The organism is Pseudomonas sp. JS425 (genome assembly GCF_018223845.1).
Lineage (GTDB): Bacteria > Pseudomonadota > Gammaproteobacteria > Pseudomonadales > Pseudomonadaceae > Aquipseudomonas > Aquipseudomonas asiatica.
On sequence record NZ_CP073661.1, the window covers coordinates 5,125,302 to 5,140,879 of the forward strand.

12 protein-coding genes are annotated in these 15,578 nt (G+C 63.5%); 1 reads left to right on the forward strand and 11 read right to left on the reverse strand.

Going from position 1 to position 15,578, the window contains the following annotated elements; genetic code table 11:
• Positions 1-115: 115 nt before the first annotated feature.
• Together argJ and secA are read right to left on the reverse strand one after the other, a co-directional pair.
• Positions 116-1,333 (reverse strand): bifunctional glutamate N-acetyltransferase/amino-acid acetyltransferase ArgJ, encoded by a 1,218-nt coding sequence (gene argJ / locus KDB76_RS23615; protein WP_023662147.1) that lies wholly within the window; start codon positions 1,331-1,333, stop codon positions 116-118.
• Between the two features lie 174 nt (positions 1,334-1,507).
• Positions 1,508-4,243 (reverse strand): preprotein translocase subunit SecA, encoded by a 2,736-nt coding sequence (gene secA / locus KDB76_RS23620; protein ID WP_015271704.1) that lies wholly within the window; start codon positions 4,241-4,243, stop codon positions 1,508-1,510.
• 390 nt (positions 4,244-4,633) lie between these two features.
• Here secA and KDB76_RS23625 point away from each other — a divergent pair, with 390 nt between their 5' ends.
• Positions 4,634-5,089, forward strand: a complete 456-nt coding sequence (locus KDB76_RS23625; RefSeq protein WP_023661964.1) for a DciA family protein — start codon at positions 4,634-4,636, stop codon at positions 5,087-5,089.
• A 47-nt stretch (positions 5,090-5,136) separates the two neighbouring features.
• Here KDB76_RS23625 and lpxC read toward each other — a convergent pair whose 3' ends face one another.
• The 9 genes from lpxC to murD form a co-directional block, all read right to left on the reverse strand.
• Positions 5,137-6,048: a UDP-3-O-acyl-N-acetylglucosamine deacetylase gene (gene lpxC / locus KDB76_RS23630; RefSeq protein ID WP_003260771.1), complete on the reverse strand. Its 912-nt coding sequence runs from the start codon at positions 6,046-6,048 to the stop codon at positions 5,137-5,139.
• Positions 6,049-6,160: 112 nt separating this feature from the next.
• Positions 6,161-7,357, reverse strand: a complete 1,197-nt coding sequence (gene ftsZ, locus KDB76_RS23635) for a cell division protein FtsZ (RefSeq protein WP_003260772.1) — start codon at positions 7,355-7,357, stop codon at positions 6,161-6,163.
• Positions 7,358-7,412: 55 nt separating this feature from the next.
• Positions 7,413-8,669, reverse strand: coding sequence for a cell division protein FtsA (gene ftsA / locus KDB76_RS23640; RefSeq protein ID WP_015271706.1), 1,257 nt, complete (start codon positions 8,667-8,669; stop codon positions 7,413-7,415).
• A gap of 14 nt (positions 8,670-8,683) precedes the next feature.
• Positions 8,684-9,553 (reverse strand): cell division protein FtsQ/DivIB, encoded by an 870-nt coding sequence (locus tag KDB76_RS23645; RefSeq protein ID WP_012274056.1) that lies wholly within the window; start codon positions 9,551-9,553, stop codon positions 8,684-8,686.
• Between the two features lie 4 nt (positions 9,554-9,557).
• Complete coding sequence (locus tag KDB76_RS23650; RefSeq protein WP_023661967.1) at positions 9,558-10,514, reverse strand: D-alanine--D-alanine ligase; 957 nt, start codon at positions 10,512-10,514, stop codon at positions 9,558-9,560.
• Entirely contained in the window at positions 10,511-11,959 is a 1,449-nt protein-coding gene (gene murC / locus KDB76_RS23655) for a UDP-N-acetylmuramate--L-alanine ligase (RefSeq protein WP_013974110.1), read from the reverse strand. The genes KDB76_RS23650 and murC overlap by 4 nt, the downstream gene beginning before the upstream one ends.
• On the reverse strand, positions 11,952-13,031 hold the full coding sequence (gene murG, locus KDB76_RS23660) for an undecaprenyldiphospho-muramoylpentapeptide beta-N-acetylglucosaminyltransferase (protein WP_013974111.1): 1,080 nt from the start codon (positions 13,029-13,031) through the stop codon (positions 11,952-11,954). Before murG ends, murC begins: the two co-directional genes overlap by 8 nt.
• The gene (gene ftsW, locus KDB76_RS23665) at positions 13,021-14,232 is read right to left on the reverse strand and encodes a putative lipid II flippase FtsW (RefSeq protein WP_169774641.1); all 1,212 of its coding nucleotides are present in this window, start codon (positions 14,230-14,232) and stop codon (positions 13,021-13,023) included. Before ftsW ends, murG begins: the two co-directional genes overlap by 11 nt.
• Positions 14,232-15,578, reverse strand: a complete 1,347-nt coding sequence (gene murD, locus KDB76_RS23670; RefSeq protein WP_038410490.1) for a UDP-N-acetylmuramoyl-L-alanine--D-glutamate ligase — start codon at positions 15,576-15,578, stop codon at positions 14,232-14,234. The genes ftsW and murD overlap by 1 nt, the downstream gene beginning before the upstream one ends.

Genomic DNA, 15,578 nt, shown 5'->3' on the forward strand with positions numbered 1-15,578 from the left:
GGGCTGCTCTGCAGCCCTTTCGCGACACAAGGCCGCTCCCACATGGGGCGGTGTACGAAGGTCCTTGTGGGAGCGGCCTTGTGTCGCGATGGGCCGCAAAGCGGCCCCAGCTACATCAGGTACGGTACTCGGCGTTGATCTTCACGTACTCGTGGGACAGGTCGGTGGTCCAGATGGTTTCGCTGCACTGGCCACGACCCAGTTCGATACGGATGGTGATCTCTTCCTGGGCCATAACCTTGGCACCCTGGTCTTCGGTGTAGCTCGGGCTACGGCCGCCTTTGCTGGCAATGCACACGCTGTCCAGGTACACATCGATCAGGCTCACGTCCAGCTCCGGTACGCCGGCACGGCCGACGGCGGCGAGGATACGGCCCCAGTTGGGGTCGGAAGCGAACAGCGCAGTCTTGATCAGCGGCGAGTGGGCCACGGCGTAGCCGACGTCCAGGCATTCCTGGTGGTTGCCACCGCCGTTGACCTGCACGGTAACGAACTTGGTGGCGCCTTCGCCGTCACGGACGATGGCCTGGGCCACTTCCATGCACACTTCGAACACTGCCTTTTTCAGAGCTTCGAACAGTGCGCCGCTGGCTTCGGTGACTTCCGGCAGGTTGGCCTTGCCAGTGGCAATCAGCATGCAGCAGTCGTTGGTCGAGGTGTCGCCATCGATGGTGATGCGGTTGAACGACTTGTTGGCGCCGTCCAGCATCAGGTCCTTGAGCACCGCCGGGGCAACCTTGGCGTCGGTGGCGATGTAGCCGAGCATGGTGGCCATGTTCGGGCGGATCATGCCTGCACCCTTGCTGATGCCGGTGACGGTAACCGTCACGCCATCGTGCTGGAACTGGCGGCTGGCCCCCTTGGGCAGGGTGTCGGTGGTCATGATGCCGGTGGCAGCTTCAGCCCAGTGGTTTTCCGACAGGTTGTCGAGGGCGGCCTGCAGTGCGCCTTCGATCTTCTCGACCGGCAGCGGCTCGCCGATAACGCCGGTGGAGAATGGCAGTACCGACTCGGCCGGTACGCCGGCCAGTTCGGCCAGCTTGGCGCAGGTGCGCTCGGCGGCGGCCAGGCCTGGCGCGCCGGTGCCGGCGTTGGCGTTACCAGTGTTGGTCAGCAGATAGCGCACGGTGCCCTGTACACGCTGCTTGGACAGGATCACCGGCGCTGCGCAGAAGGCGTTGAGGGTGAACACGCCAGCCACGCTGGAGCCTTCGGCGCAGCGCATGACCACCACATCCTTGCGCCCCGGGCGCTTGATGCCGGCAGAAGCGATGCCGAGTTCAAAACCCGGAACCGGGTGCAGGGTGGGCAAAGGACCAAGACCAACAGCCATTAGAGCGCTCCTAGAAAATACGGTTGAGTTGCAAAAAGCGGGGCCGCTTCGCGCCCCATCGCGACACAAGGCCGCTCCTACATAGGATGGCGCAGCGTTGCGGCTGTGCGCTATCCCTGTGGGAGCGGCCTTGTGTCGCGATAGGGCCGCACCGCGGCCCCAATTCAGGTCAGATCACTCGATCTGCCCGTGGCAATGCTTGAACTTCTTGCCCGAACCACACCAGCACGGCTCGTTGCGGCCCAGCTTCTGCTCGTTGCGCACCGGTGCCGAGGCAACGGCCACTTCGGCGCCCTCCTCGTTCAGTTGCTCGCTTTCCAGGCCCGGAGCAGCGGCATGCTGGAACTGCATGCGGCTGGCCAGTTCCTCGGCCTCGCGGCGCAGGCGTGCTTCCTCTTCGACCGGGTCTTCGCGGCGTACCTGAACGTGCGACAGCACGCGGATGGTGTCGCGCTTGATCGACTCGAGCAGCTCCTGGAACAGGCTGAAGGATTCGCGCTTGTACTCCTGCTTCGGGTTCTTCTGCGCATAACCACGCAGGTGGATACCGTGACGCAGGTGGTCCATGGTCGACAGGTGGTCTTTCCACAGGTCATCCAGCACGCGCAGCAGGATCTGCTTCTCGAAGGTACGCAGGGCTTCGATACCGGCCTGGTCTTCCTTCTCGGTGTACGCGGTGGTGATTTCGTTCAGCAGCTTCTCGCGCAGGGTCTCTTCGTAGAGGTGATCGTCCTCGTCGAGCCACTGCTGGATCGGCAGCTTCATGGCGAAATCGCTGGCCAGCGAAGCCTCCAGGCCGGCCACGTCCCACTGTTCGGGCAGCGACTGCGGCGGAATGTGCTGGCTGATGGTAGCGTCCAGTACTTCCTTGCGGAATTCGACGATGGTGTCGCCGATGTTCTCGGCGGCCAGCAGGCTGTTGCGCATGTGGTAGATCACCTTGCGCTGCTCGTTGGCCACGTCGTCGTATTCCAGCAACTGCTTGCGGATGTCGAAGTTGCGGCCTTCGACCTTGCGCTGGGCCTTCTCGATGGCGTTGGTGACCATGCGGTGCTCGATGGCCTCGCCGGACTGCATGCCCAGCGCCTTCATGAAGTTCTTCACCCGGTCAGAGGCGAAGATACGCATCAGGCTGTCTTCCAGCGACAGGTAGAAGCGGCTGGAGCCCGGGTCGCCCTGACGGCCGGAACGGCCACGCAGCTGGTTGTCGATACGGCGCGATTCGTGGCGCTCGGAAGCGATCACGTGCAGGCCACCCGACTCGATCACCTGCTGGTGACGCTTCTGCCAGTCGGCCTTGATCTGGGCGATCTGCTCGGCGGTCGGGTTTTCCAGGGCTGCCACTTCGGCTTCCCAGTTACCGCCCAGCAGGATGTCGGTACCACGGCCGGCCATGTTGGTGGCGATGGTCAGGGCACCTGGCGCACCGGCTTGCGCGATGATCTCGGCTTCCTTCTCGTGGTACTTGGCGTTGAGCACCTTGTGGTCGATACCCTCCTTCTTCAGGAGGTTGGACATGTGCTCGGAGGTTTCGATGGTCGCAGTACCCACCAGCACCGGGCGACCCTGCTTCATGCTTTCCTTGATGTCGGCGATGATCGCGGCGTATTTCTCGTCGGCGGTCAGGTACACCAGGTCGTTGAAGTCTTTACGTGCCAACGGTTTGTTCGGCGGAATGACCATCACGTTGAGACCATAGATCGACTGGAACTCGAACGCTTCGGTGTCAGCGGTACCGGTCATGCCGGACAGCTTGGTGTACAGGCGGAAGTAGTTCTGGAAGGTAGTCGAAGCCAGGGTCTGGCTCTCGGCCTGGATGTTCAGGTTCTCTTTGGCTTCGATGGCTTGGTGCAGGCCTTCGGACAGACGGCGGCCCGGCATGGTACGGCCGGTGTGCTCGTCGATCAGCAGGACCTGGCCGTCCTGGACGATGTACTCGATGTTGCGGTGGAACAGCTTGTGCGCGCGCAGGCCTGCATAGACGTGGGTCAGCAGGCTCAGGTTATGCGCCGAATACAGGCTCTCGCCCTCGGCCAGCAGGCCGGACTGGGTGAGCATCTCTTCGATGAACTGGTGACCGGCTTCGTTCAGCTCGACCTGACGGCTCTTTTCGTCAATGGTGAAGTGGCCTTCCTGGGTGACCTGGCCTTCCACTTCCTCGATGTGCTGGGTAAGGCGCGGGATCAGACGGTTGATCTCGATGTACAGCTTGGAGCTGTCCTCGGCCTGGCCGGAAATGATCAGCGGGGTACGCGCTTCGTCGATGAGGATGGAGTCGACTTCGTCGATCACGGCGAAGTTCAGTTCACGCTGGAACTTCTCTTCCTGGCTGAACGCCATGTTGTCGCGCAGGTAGTCGAAACCGAATTCGTTGTTGGTGCCGTAGGTGATGTCGGACGCGTAGGCGGCACGCTTTTCTTCCGGCGGCTGGAAGGCCGAGACGATGCCGACCGACAGGCCAAGGAACTCGTACAGCGGGCGCATCCAGTTGGCGTCGCGGCGGGCCAGGTAGTCGTTGACGGTGACCACGTGCACGCCCTTGCCGGACAATGCGTTGAGGTACACGGCCAGGGTACCGACCAAGGTCTTGCCTTCACCGGTACGCATTTCTGCGATCATGCCCTCGTGCAGGGTCATGCCACCGATCAGCTGCACGTCGAAGTGGCGCATGCCCATCACGCGCTTGCCGGCCTCACGGGCCACGGCGAAGGCTTCAGGCAGCAACTGGTCCAGTGTCTCGCCTTTGGCCAGGCGCTCCTTGAACTCTGCGGTCTTGCCCCGCAGTTGCTCGTCGGAGAGGGCCACCATCTTCTCTTCGAGAGCATTGACGATGTTCACCGTCTTGAGCATGCGTTTGACTTCACGCTCGTTCTTGCTTCCAAAAAGTTTCTTTAACAAAGGCGCAAACATATCGGCAGGATCTTCCACACGTAGGGATGGAGGGCGGCCCCATGAGTCGCCCGTGCAGCCCTGAGGCCGCATGCGAACGAGCATTCTACCCGGAAACGATGGTGAGGAAAGTGGTGGATTTCCACGATGCTTGGACAGCGTTTTGGCGGGGGCTTGTTTTAGATAGGGGCATTTTCCCTGAGTTCAAGGTTCGGGAAGATGAAACGTATCGAGAATGAGTCTTGTCTTTTGTTATCTGTGCCGGCCACTTCGCGGGTAAACCCGCTCCCACAGGATTACCTACACATCAAGGGCAGTGCCGTGCGTGTAGGAGCGGGTTCACCCGCGAAGAGGCCAGTGCAGGCTATAGAGATGTTAGACTGCGGACCATGTAACCTCATGCGTACCCCCATGGCCTACAAACCCTCCCCCGCCCAGCCGCCCTCGGCCCTGCTCCGCCAGGTCCGCCCGCTGCGCCTGCTGCTGAACCAGGCCGAACGCCTGGAGCACCTGCAGCGCCTGCTGGAAAGCCAGCTGCAACCGGCCGCCCGCGAGCATTGCCATGTGGCGTCGTGGCGCGATGGCACATTGTTGCTGGTGGTGACAGACGGCCATTGGGCAACCCGCCTGCGCTATCAGCAGAAACGCTTGATGTCTGCATTACAGGCCATGGAGGCATTCGCCAACCTCAGGCGCATCCTGTACAAGGTCCAGCCCCCGCTGGTGCCAGCCAAGCGTGGTGGCAATGCCGCAGAACTGTCCAATAACGCAGCCGAGAGCCTGCGCGATACCGCCGAGGGCATCACTGACCCCAAGCTGCGCGCAGCACTGGAACGATTGGCCGCCCACGCCCGGGACAAGCCATAAAAAAGGCCACCCGAAGGTGGCCTTAATGAACTAGAGAGTGTTCGAACTTACACGGCCGCAACAGGGCGCATGTACGAGATCGGTGCCGTGCTGGCATCTTCGAAGGTGACCACTTCCCAGGCATCGGTTTCGGCAATCAGCTTGCGCAACAGCTGGTTGTTCAGCGCGTGGCCGGACTTGTAGCCCTTGAACTCGCCGATCAGGCTGTTGCCCAGCAGATAAAGGTCGCCAATGGCGTCGAGGATCTTGTGCTTGACGAATTCGTCATCGGAACGAAGGCCGTCTTCGTTGAGCACACCGGTCTCGTCGACCACGATGGCGTTCTCGACACTGCCACCCAGCGCAAGGTTGTGCTTGCGCAGGTACTCGATGTCACGCATGAAGCCGAAGGTACGGGCGCGGCTGACTTCCTTCACGAACGAGGTGCTGGAGAAGTCGACGACCGCACTCTGGGTCTGGCCCTTGAGGACCGGATGATCGAAGTCGATCTCGAAGCTCACCTTGAAGCCGTCGAAAGGCAGGAAAGTGGCGCGCTTGTCGCCCTCTTCCACGGTTACCTCACGCAGGATGCGGATGAACTTCTTGGCTGCGTCCTGTTCTTCCAGGCCGGCAGACTGAATCAGAAATACAAAGGGTCCGGCGCTGCCATCCATGATCGGCACTTCCGAGGCGGAGAGCTCGACGTAGGCGTTATCGATGCCCAGGCCCGCCATGGCGGAGAGCAGGTGCTCGACCGTATCGACCTTGACGTCACCGTTGACCAGCGTCGTCGACATGGTTGTCTCGCCGACGTTGGCCGCGCGCGCCGGGATTTCGACCACAGGGTCGAGGTCGGCGCGGCGGAAGACGATGCCGGTGTCAACAGGTGCAGGCTTGAGGGTCAGGTAAACCTTCTCCCCGGAGTGCAGACCGACACCTGTGGCACGGATGGTATTCTTCAGGGTGCGTTGTTTAATCATGGCATTGGCCGCTTCAGCGCAAATTGCGAACAGGTATCAACAAAGGCTGGGGATGATAACAGACCCAACCTTTGATGAATACCAATCACCTTTATACCCCTGATAAATTCCATTAATCAGCCTGACGACGCAGAAATGCCGGGATATCGAGGTAGTCCAGGTCATCCTGAGGGTTCAGTTTAGCGGCTGCAGCGGCACCTGCATGAGCCTGGTTGCGCATTACGGTCGGGCGCTCCAGGTCACGGTAGTTGACCGCAGGCTGCTCCTGGCGAACCGGCGCCGGGTTGGAGGCCTCGTACACCTGCTGGGCAGTCTGCAGGGTATTGTCGACCACCTTCACAGGCTTCTCGATGCGCGCGCCCAGGCCAGTAGCCACCACGGTCACGTGCAGCTCGTCACGCATGTCCGGGTCGATCACGGTGCCGACCTTGACCATGGCGTGGTCGGAGGCGAAGGCTTCGATGATGCTACCCACATCGGAGTACTCACCCAGCGACAGGTCAGGGCCTGCGGTGATGTTCACCAGGATGCCGCGGGCGCCCTGCAGGTTGACGTCTTCCAGCAGCGGGTTGCGGATCGCTGCCTCGGTGGCTTCACGCGCACGGTTCGGGCCGCTGGCGCAGCCAGTACCCATCATGGCCATGCCCATTTCACCCATCACGGTACGCACGTCGGCGAAGTCGACGTTGATCATGCCCGGGCGCTTGATGATATCGGAGATACCGCGCACGGCACCGGCCAGTACGTCGTCGGCCTTGGCGAAGGCGGACAACAGGCTGGCATCCTTGCCCAGGATGGTCAGCAGCTTCTCGTTGGGGATGGTGATCAACGAGTCGACGCTTTCGGCCAGCATGCGGATGCCTTCATCGGCGATCTGCATGCGCTTGCGGCCTTCGAACGGGAACGGACGGGTCACCACGGCGACGGTGAGGATGCCCATTTCCTTGGCCACTTCGGCGATGATCGGCGCTGCACCGGTACCGGTACCGCCACCCATGCCAGTGGTGATGAACACCATGTTGGTGCCCTGCAGCACTTCAGCGATGCGCTCACGGTCTTCCAGCGCGGCCTGACGGCCGACTTCCGGATTGGCACCAGCACCCAGGCCCTTGGTCACGCCAGTGCCCAATTGCAGGATGGTGCGCGCGCCGATGTTCTTCAGCGCCTGGGCATCGGTGTTGGCGCAGATGAATTCCACGCCTTCGATGCTGCTCTTGACCATGTGGTTGACGGCGTTGCCGCCACCACCGCCAACACCGATCACTTTGATGACCGGGCTTTGCGGGACGTTGTCTACGAGCTCGAACATTTTCCCTCTCCTTACAGTTCTCTAGTTGTCGCGCCTACCACTACTGCTTTGAAACTTAGAAATTGCCCTGGACCCAGCGCTTGAAGCGTTCAAGCACTGGAGCCTTCGGTTCATCGCCATAGCTGTTGTTGCTGCTGTTACCGGTCAGGGGCAGGTCTTCGGTCTGCTTCTGCAGGCCGTAGGTGAGCAAGCCCACGCCGGTGGAATAGATCGGGTTGCGAACCACGTCGCTGAGCCCCCGAACGCTGTGCGGTACGCCCAGGCGTACCGGCATGTGGAAGATTTCCTCGGCCAGTTCCACGGCGCCTTCCATCTTCGCGGTGCCGCCGGTGAGAACGATGCCGGCCGGCACCAGGTCCTCGTAGCCACTGCGGCGCAGTTCGGCCTGGATCAGGGTGAAGAGCTCGTCGTAACGTGGCTCCACCACCTCGGCCAGGGCCTGGCGCGACAGCTCGCGCGGTGGGCGATCGCCCACGCTCGGCACCTTGATGGTCTCGCCGGCGCCAGCCAGTTTGGCCAGGGCGCAGGCGTAGCGGATCTTGATTTCTTCGGCATACTGGGTCGGAGTACGCAGCGCCATGGCGATGTCGTTGGTCACCTGGTCGCCAGCAATCGGAATCACCGCGGTGTGACGGATCGCGCCCTCGGTGAAGATGGCGATGTCGGTAGTGCCACCGCCAATGTCCACCAGGCACACGCCCAGCTCTTTTTCATCGTCGGTCAGCACCGAGTAGGCCGAGGCCAACTGCTCGAGGATGATGTCGTCGATTTCCAGGCCGCAACGGCGTACGCACTTCTCGATGTTCTGCGCCGCGTTGACCGCGCAGGTGACCACGTGGACCTTGGCTTCCAGACGTACGCCAGACATGCCCAGCGGCTCGCGCACGCCTTCCTGGTTGTCGATCACGTAGTCCTGCGGCAGGGTGTGCAGCACGCGCTGGTCGGCCGGGATGGCAACGGCCTGGGCGGCGTCGAGTACGCGCTCCAGGTCGGCCAGGCTGACCTCGCGGTCGCGGATGGCGACGATGCCGTGGGAGTTCAGGCTGCGGATGTGATTGCCGGCCACGCCGACGAAGGCCGAGTGGATGCGGCAGCCTGCCATCAGCTGCGCCTCTTCCACGGCGCGCTGGATCGACTGCACGGTGGACTCGATGTTCACCACCACGCCTTTTTTCAGGCCGCGGGACGGATGAGTACCGATCCCGACGATTTCCAGGGTGCCGTCCTCGCCCACTTCACCCACCAGCGCCACCACCTTGGAGGTGCCGATGTCCAGCCCGACGATCATTTTGCCGCTATGCGCGTTTGCCATGGTCCTGCCTCTCTCTAATTCTTCGCAACGGCGGGTTGGGCCGTCGTCGGTGCAATCGGTTCCCGCCAACCAACGGCAAGTCCGTTGGAGTAACGCAGATCAATGCGGGCGATAGTGGTGATCTGGTCTTTGAGTGTCTTGTCGTAAATGGCAATGAAACGGCGCATCTTCTCCACCAGATGGTCGCGCCCCAGCAGCAGCTCGATGCCCGGCCCGGCGCTGCTCGCGCCCGTGGTCAGGAACCAGCTGCCTCGCTCGCGCAGCTCCAGGCGAGCGATGGAAAAGCCCAGGGGGCGCAGCATCTGGCTCAATACCTGATACTGCTGCATGACTTGTTGCTGAGCACGCTGCGGCCCGGCCAGCTGCGGCAGGTGCTCGTAGTTGGCCAGTTCGCGCGGGGTGAAGGCCTGGCCCTGGTTGTTGAGCAAGGCTTCGTCACCCCAGCGCGCTACCGGCAACTGCTCTTCCAGGCGGATCACCACCTCGTCGGGCCACACCCGGCGCACTTCGGCGTGGGCGATCCACGGCATCTGCTCGAGCTCTGCGCGCATCGCCGGCAGGTCGACACTGAAGAAGCTCGCTGCCACATAGGGCGCGATACGCTGCTGCACCGACTGCTGGCTGATGTAGCTGAGGTCGCCCTGCACGTCGATCTTGGTGATCGGCCGGTCGGCATATGGCATCAGGCGAATGGCGCCCTCGTAGGCGCCAAAACCGGCCGCCACCAACAGCACCGGCCACAGCAGGCGCTTGAGACCACCCAGGCTTGGCCGCGGCAGGCGCGCCGATACGGGCTCGTCGGCCACCAGCCTGCTGGCACCACGCGGCACCGGCTTGCTACGGCCGGTAACGGGTTGCTGCTGACGTATCATCGCGCCTTGCATGGTTTTAACCTCGCGTCGCCACGCTCTCGGCCAGGATTGCCAGCACCAGTTGCTGGAAGTCCAGGCCGGCCGCGCGGGCCGCCATGGGCACCAGGCTATGGTCAGTCATGCCGGGTGCGGTGTTGACTTCGAGCAGCCAGAACCGGCCCTGCTCGTCCTGCATCACGTCCAGCCGCCCCCAGCCTTCGATGCCGATGGCATCGCAGGCACGCGCGGTCAGGTCGATCAGTTCCTGTTCCTTGACGCTGTCCAGGCCGCACGGAATGCGGTACTGGGTATCGTTGGCGATGTACTTGGCGTCGTAGTCGTAGAACACGTGCGGCGTACCCAGGGCGATCGGCGGCAGCACCTGGCCGCGCAATACCGCGACGGTGAACTCCGGCCCGTGGATCCACTGCTCCACCAGTACCTGGGAATCGTATTTAGCTGCGTCCTGCCAGGCGGCGACCAGTTCCTGGGCGCTGTTCACCTTGGCCATGCCGATGCTGGAACCTTCATGGGCGGGTTTGACGATAAGCGGGAAGCCCAGTTCCGTACTGGCCTGCAAACAATCGCTTTCGCTCGCCAGCACTGCGTGGCGCGGAGTCGGAATGCCCAGGCTCTGCCACACCTGCTTGGTGCGCAGCTTGTCCATGGCCAGTGCCGAAGCAAGGATGCCACTGCCGGTATAGGGAATGCCCAGGCACTCGAGCAGGCCTTGCATGCTGCCGTCTTCACCGCCACGACCGTGGAGAATGATGAAGGCGCGGTCGATCTTCTCGCTTTGCAGGCGGTCGAGCAGGTCGTCCCCCACGTCGATGGCGACCACGTCGACACCGGCGGTGGTCAGCGCGTCGATCACTGCGGCGCCGGACTTGAGCGACACTTCGCGCTCGGCGCTCTTGCCGCCGTACAGCACCGCGACGCGGCCGAACGCCTTGACGTCCAGGGTCGAGTGCAGTTTGTCGTAGGCGCTGGTCATTTCGACTTCTCCTGCTTGGCGCCAGCGAACAGCGGGCTTTTCATCAATTGAGGGGCCAGGCCGCCGACATCACCGGCACCTTGGCAGATCAGGATGTCGCCAGCGCGCAGCAGTGGCTTGACCAGTGGCGCAAGGTCGACACCACGTTCGATGTATATCGGGTCCAGCTTGCCGCGCTGGCGGATGCTGTGGCACAGCTGGCGGCTGTCGGCGCCGGGGATCGGCTCTTCGCCAGCCGGGTAGACTTCCATCAGCAGCAGCACGTTGGCATCGCCCAGCACCTGGACGAAATCGTCGTACAGGTCGCGGGTACGGCTGTAGCGGTGCGGCTGGTAGACGATCACCAGGCGACGGCTTGGCCAACCGCCGCGCACGGCCTGGATCACCGCAGCCACTTCGGTCGGGTGGTGGCCGTAGTCGTCGACCAGCATCACGCTGCCGCCTTCGACCGGCAGTTCGCCGTACACCTGGAAGCGGCGGCCGACGCCCTGGAACCCGGACAGGCCCTGGACAATGGCTTCGTCGGTGATGCCTTCGTCGGTGGCGATGGCGATGGTGGCCAAGGCGTTGAGCACGTTGTGGTTACCGGGCATGTTCACCGACACCTCCAGCGGCTCGCGGTCGCGACGCAGCACGGTGAAGTGGGTCTGCATGCCCATCTGGCGCACGTTGATGGCGCGGATGTCGGCCTCGTCGCTGAAGCCATAGGTCACGGTCGGGCGCTTGACCTGTGGCAGGATCTCGCGCACCACCGGGTCGTCCAGGCACATCACGGCCAGGCCGTAGAACGGCAGGTTGTGCAGGAACTCGACGAAGGTTTTCTTCAGTTTGTTGAAGTCACCTTCGTAGGTCGCCATGTGGTCGGCGTCGATGTTGGTGACCACGGCTACCATCGGTTGCAGGTGCAGGAAGCTGGCATCGCTCTCGTCCGCTTCGGCAATCAGGTAGCGGCTGGTACCCAGCTGGGCATTGGTGCCGGCAGCGGTCAGGCGGCCACCGATGACGAAGGTCGGGTCCAGGCCGCCAGCGGCGAACACCGAGGCCAGCAGGCTGGTGGTGGTGGTCTTGCCGTGGGTGCCGGCAACGGCCACGCCATGGCGATAGCGCATTAGCTCGGCGAGCATCTCGGCGCGCGGCACCACCGGAATGCGCCGCTCGAGGGCGGTGGCGACTTCCGGGTTGGCTGGGTTGATGGCGCTGGAAACCACCAGCACATCGGCAGTGGCGGCGTTCTCGGCGCGGTGGCCGACGAAAATCTCGGCGCCGAACGACTCCAGACGCTCGGTGACCGGCGAAGCCTTCAGGTCGGAACCGGACACTTCATAGCCCAGGTTCAGCAACACTTCGGCAATGCCGCACATGCCCACGCCGCCGATACCGACGAAGTGGATACGGCGGATACGGCCCATCTTTGGCTGGGGCATGGCTTTCTGGCTTTCAACCATGGGCCACCTCCAGGCAGATATCGACCACGGTGCTGGTTGCGGCAGGTTTGGCCAGGCGCCGTGCGGTGCCTGCCATGACGTTGAGTTTCTCGGGTTGCATCAGCACCTCGTTCAGGCGTTCAGCGAGCTGCGCTGCGCCAGTTGTCGCTTGTGGCATCAGGAAGGCAGCGCCTTCCCGGGCCAGATATTGGGCGTTGTGGGTCTGGTGGTCGTCGATCGCGTGGGGCAATGGCACCAGCATCGAAGGCAGGCCCGCTGCCGCCAGCTCGCTGACGGTCAGGGCGCCGGCCCGGCACACCACAATGTCGGCCCAGCCATAGGCTTGGGCCATGTCCTTGATGAAGGGCTCTACCTGAGCCTCGACGCCCGCCTCGCGATAACGCTCGGCGGTGGCCGGCGCGTGTTGCTTGCCGGCCTGGTGGAATACCTCTGGCCGCAGCGCGGGGGGCACTTCGGACAGGGCCTTAGGCAACAATTTGTTCAATGGTTCCGCCCCCAGGCTGCCGCCCATCACCAGCAGGCGCGCACGGCGCTCGGCCAGCGGCGCGCGCAGGGCATCCATGAACAGCTCCGGGCGCACAGGATTGCCGGTGGTGCGCAGTTTGTCGCTGGCGGCGAAGGTGGCCGGGAAGGCTTCGCACACGCGGGCAGCCAGCGGCAGCAGCAGGCGGTTGGTAGTACCGGCGCGGGCGTTCTGCTCGTGGATCACCAGCGGTACGCCGCACAGGCGTGCGGCCACGCCACCTGGGCCGGTCACATAGCCACCGAAGCCGACCACGCATACCGGCTTGAGCTCACGCACGATACGCCGCGCCTGCAGCACGGCCTTGATCAGGGTCAACGGCGCCTTGAGCAACGACAGCTTGCCCTTGCCGCGAAGGCCACTGACCTGGATCAGATGCAACGGCAGGCCGGCCTGGGGCACCAGTTCGTTCTCGATGCCACGCGGGGTGCCCAGCCAGTGCACGCTGTAACCGCGCGCCTGGAATTCACGGGCGCAGGCCAGGGCCGGGAATACGTGGCCCCCGGTGCCGCCCGCCATGATCAGTACGTTCCTGCCGTCAGCGGCCATGATTGGTCTCCTCGGCAAAATCGCTTTCGCTGAATTCGTGCTCCTCACTGCCCAGGTGCGTACGGCTTTCCCACTCGATACGCAGCAACAGGCCCACGCAGGCACAGCAGATCACCAGCGAGCTGCCCCCGTAGCTGAGGAACGGCAGGGTCAGGCCCTTGGTCGGCAGCAGGCCGACGTTCACACCGATGTTGATCAGGAACTGGCCGATCCACAGGAAGGCAAGGCCGAACGCAACATAAGCGGCAAAGAACTGTTTGGCTTTTTCCGCCCACAGGCCGATATACAGGGCACGCACAGTCACGAATACGAACAGCGCGATAGTCAGCAGCGAGCCGACCACACCGAGTTCTTCGGCCAGTACCGAGAACACGAAGTCGGTGTGCGCTTCAGGCAGGTAGAACTGCTTCTGCACGCTGTTGCCCAGGCCAACGCCCAGCCACTCGCCACGGCCGAAGGCAATCAGCGCCTGGGTCAGCTGGTAGCCCGAGCCGAACTGGTCGGACCACGGGTCGGTAAAGGTAATCAGGCGCGCCATCCGGTAAGGCTGCGCCTGTACCAGGACGAACACCGCGACCACCGCCAATACCACCATCAGGCTGAAGCGGAACAGCCCCACCCCGCCGAGGAACAGCATGGCCGCCGCCGCGCCCATCATCACCACGGTGGCACCGAAGTCCGGCTCCATCAGCAGCAGGGCAGCCATGGGCAGCAGCACGATGAACGGTTTGAAGAAGCCCATCCAGGTTTCGCGCACCTCGGTCTGCCGGCGCACCAGGTAGCCAGCCAGGTAGATGACCACGAACACCTTGGCAATTTCCGAAGGCTGCACGTTGAAGAAGCTGAAGCCGATCCAGCGCATGGAACCGTTCACTTCGCGGCCGATACCCGGCACCAGCACCAGCACCAGCAGGCCGAAGGCCCCCAGCAGCATCAGGAAGCCCATGCGCTGCCAGGTGGCGATCGGCACCATCATGGTGGCGCCACAGGCGACCAGGCCGAGGAACACGTACACCAAGTGGCGGAACATGTGGTAAAGCGGGTTGCCAGACTGCACCGCAGCCACTTCCGAGGACGCCGAGGTGATCATCACCAGGCCCAGGCCCAGCAAAGCCAGGCAGCCGGCGAGCATCGCGAAGTCCAGGTCGATGCCACGGCCGCTGATCAGCGGCGACGGATAGGGCTTGAGGATGCCAAAGATCATGCAAGGCCTCCCGCTGCCTGGGCGAACAGGCGCCCGCGTTCTTCGAAGTTCTTGAACATGTCGAGGCTGGCGCACGCCGGCGACAACAGCACGGCATCACCCGCCCGGGCCAGTTCGGCGCATTGCTTTACAGCCTCGTCAAGAGACTTAACGCGGACCAGTTGCACGCCATCACCCAGGGCTTCGGCCAGGCGCTCGGCATCACGGCCAAGCAGCACCACGGCGCGGCAGAAGCGCTTGACCGGCTCGCGCAACGCGGCGAAGTCGGCGCCCTTGCCGTCGCCACCGGCGATCAGCACCAGTTTGCCTTCGATGTCGGAACCCAGGCCTTCGATCGCGGCCAGGGCAGCACCGACGTTGGTGGCCTTGGAATCGTCGTACCAGTTCACGCCGTTGCGCTCGCGCACCCACTGGCAACGGTGGGCCAGGCCGCCGAACTCGCGCAGTGCCTCGAGCATTGGTTCGAACGGCAGGCCGGCAGCGTGCCCCAGAGCCAGAGCCGCCAGGGCGTTGCTCTGATTGTGGGCGCCACGAATCTTCAGCTCACGTGCCGGCATCAGCGCCTGGAACTCGAACGCCAGGTATTTTTCGCCGTCCACTTCACGCAGGCCGAAGGCCTTGAAATCCGGTTGGTTGAGACCGAAGGTCCAGCATGGGCGGCCTTCCACCGGCAGCGGTCGGCTCAGGGCGTCCTGGCGGTTGACCACGACCTGACGGGCACCACGGAAGATCCGGTGCTTGGCCAGGTGGTAGGCCGGCAGGCCGCTGTAGCGGTCCATGTGGTCTTCGCTGATGTTCAGCACGGTGGCCACTTCGGCGTTGAGCTGGTCGGTGGTTTCCAGCTGGAAGCTGGACAGTTCCAGCACGTACAGCTCGACGTCATCGGCCAGCAGGTCCAGCGCCGGGGTACCGAGGTTGCCGCCCACCGCCACGCGCTTGCCCGCCTTGGCGGCCATTTCGCCGACCAGGGTAGTGACGGTGCTCTTGGCGTTGGAGCCGCTGATGGCAATGATCGGAGCCTTGGCGTGGCGGGCGAACAGTTCGATGTCACCGGACAGCTTCACCCCACGCGCGGCCGCCTGCTGCAAGGCCGGGGTGGCAAGGGCCAGGCCGGGGCTGACGTACAGCTCGTTGGCGCGGCACAGGAAGTCCACGTCCAGTTCACCACAGCGCACTTCCACCTGCGGGTAATCACGGCGCAGGGTGTCCAGTTCCGGCGGTTGCTCGCGGGTGTCGGCGACCGCAAAGGCAATGCCCCGGCTCGCCAGGAAGCGAACCAGGGACATGCCGCTCTTGCCGAGGCCGACAACGATGCGGAATTGGTCGGAAGCGATCAAGGACAC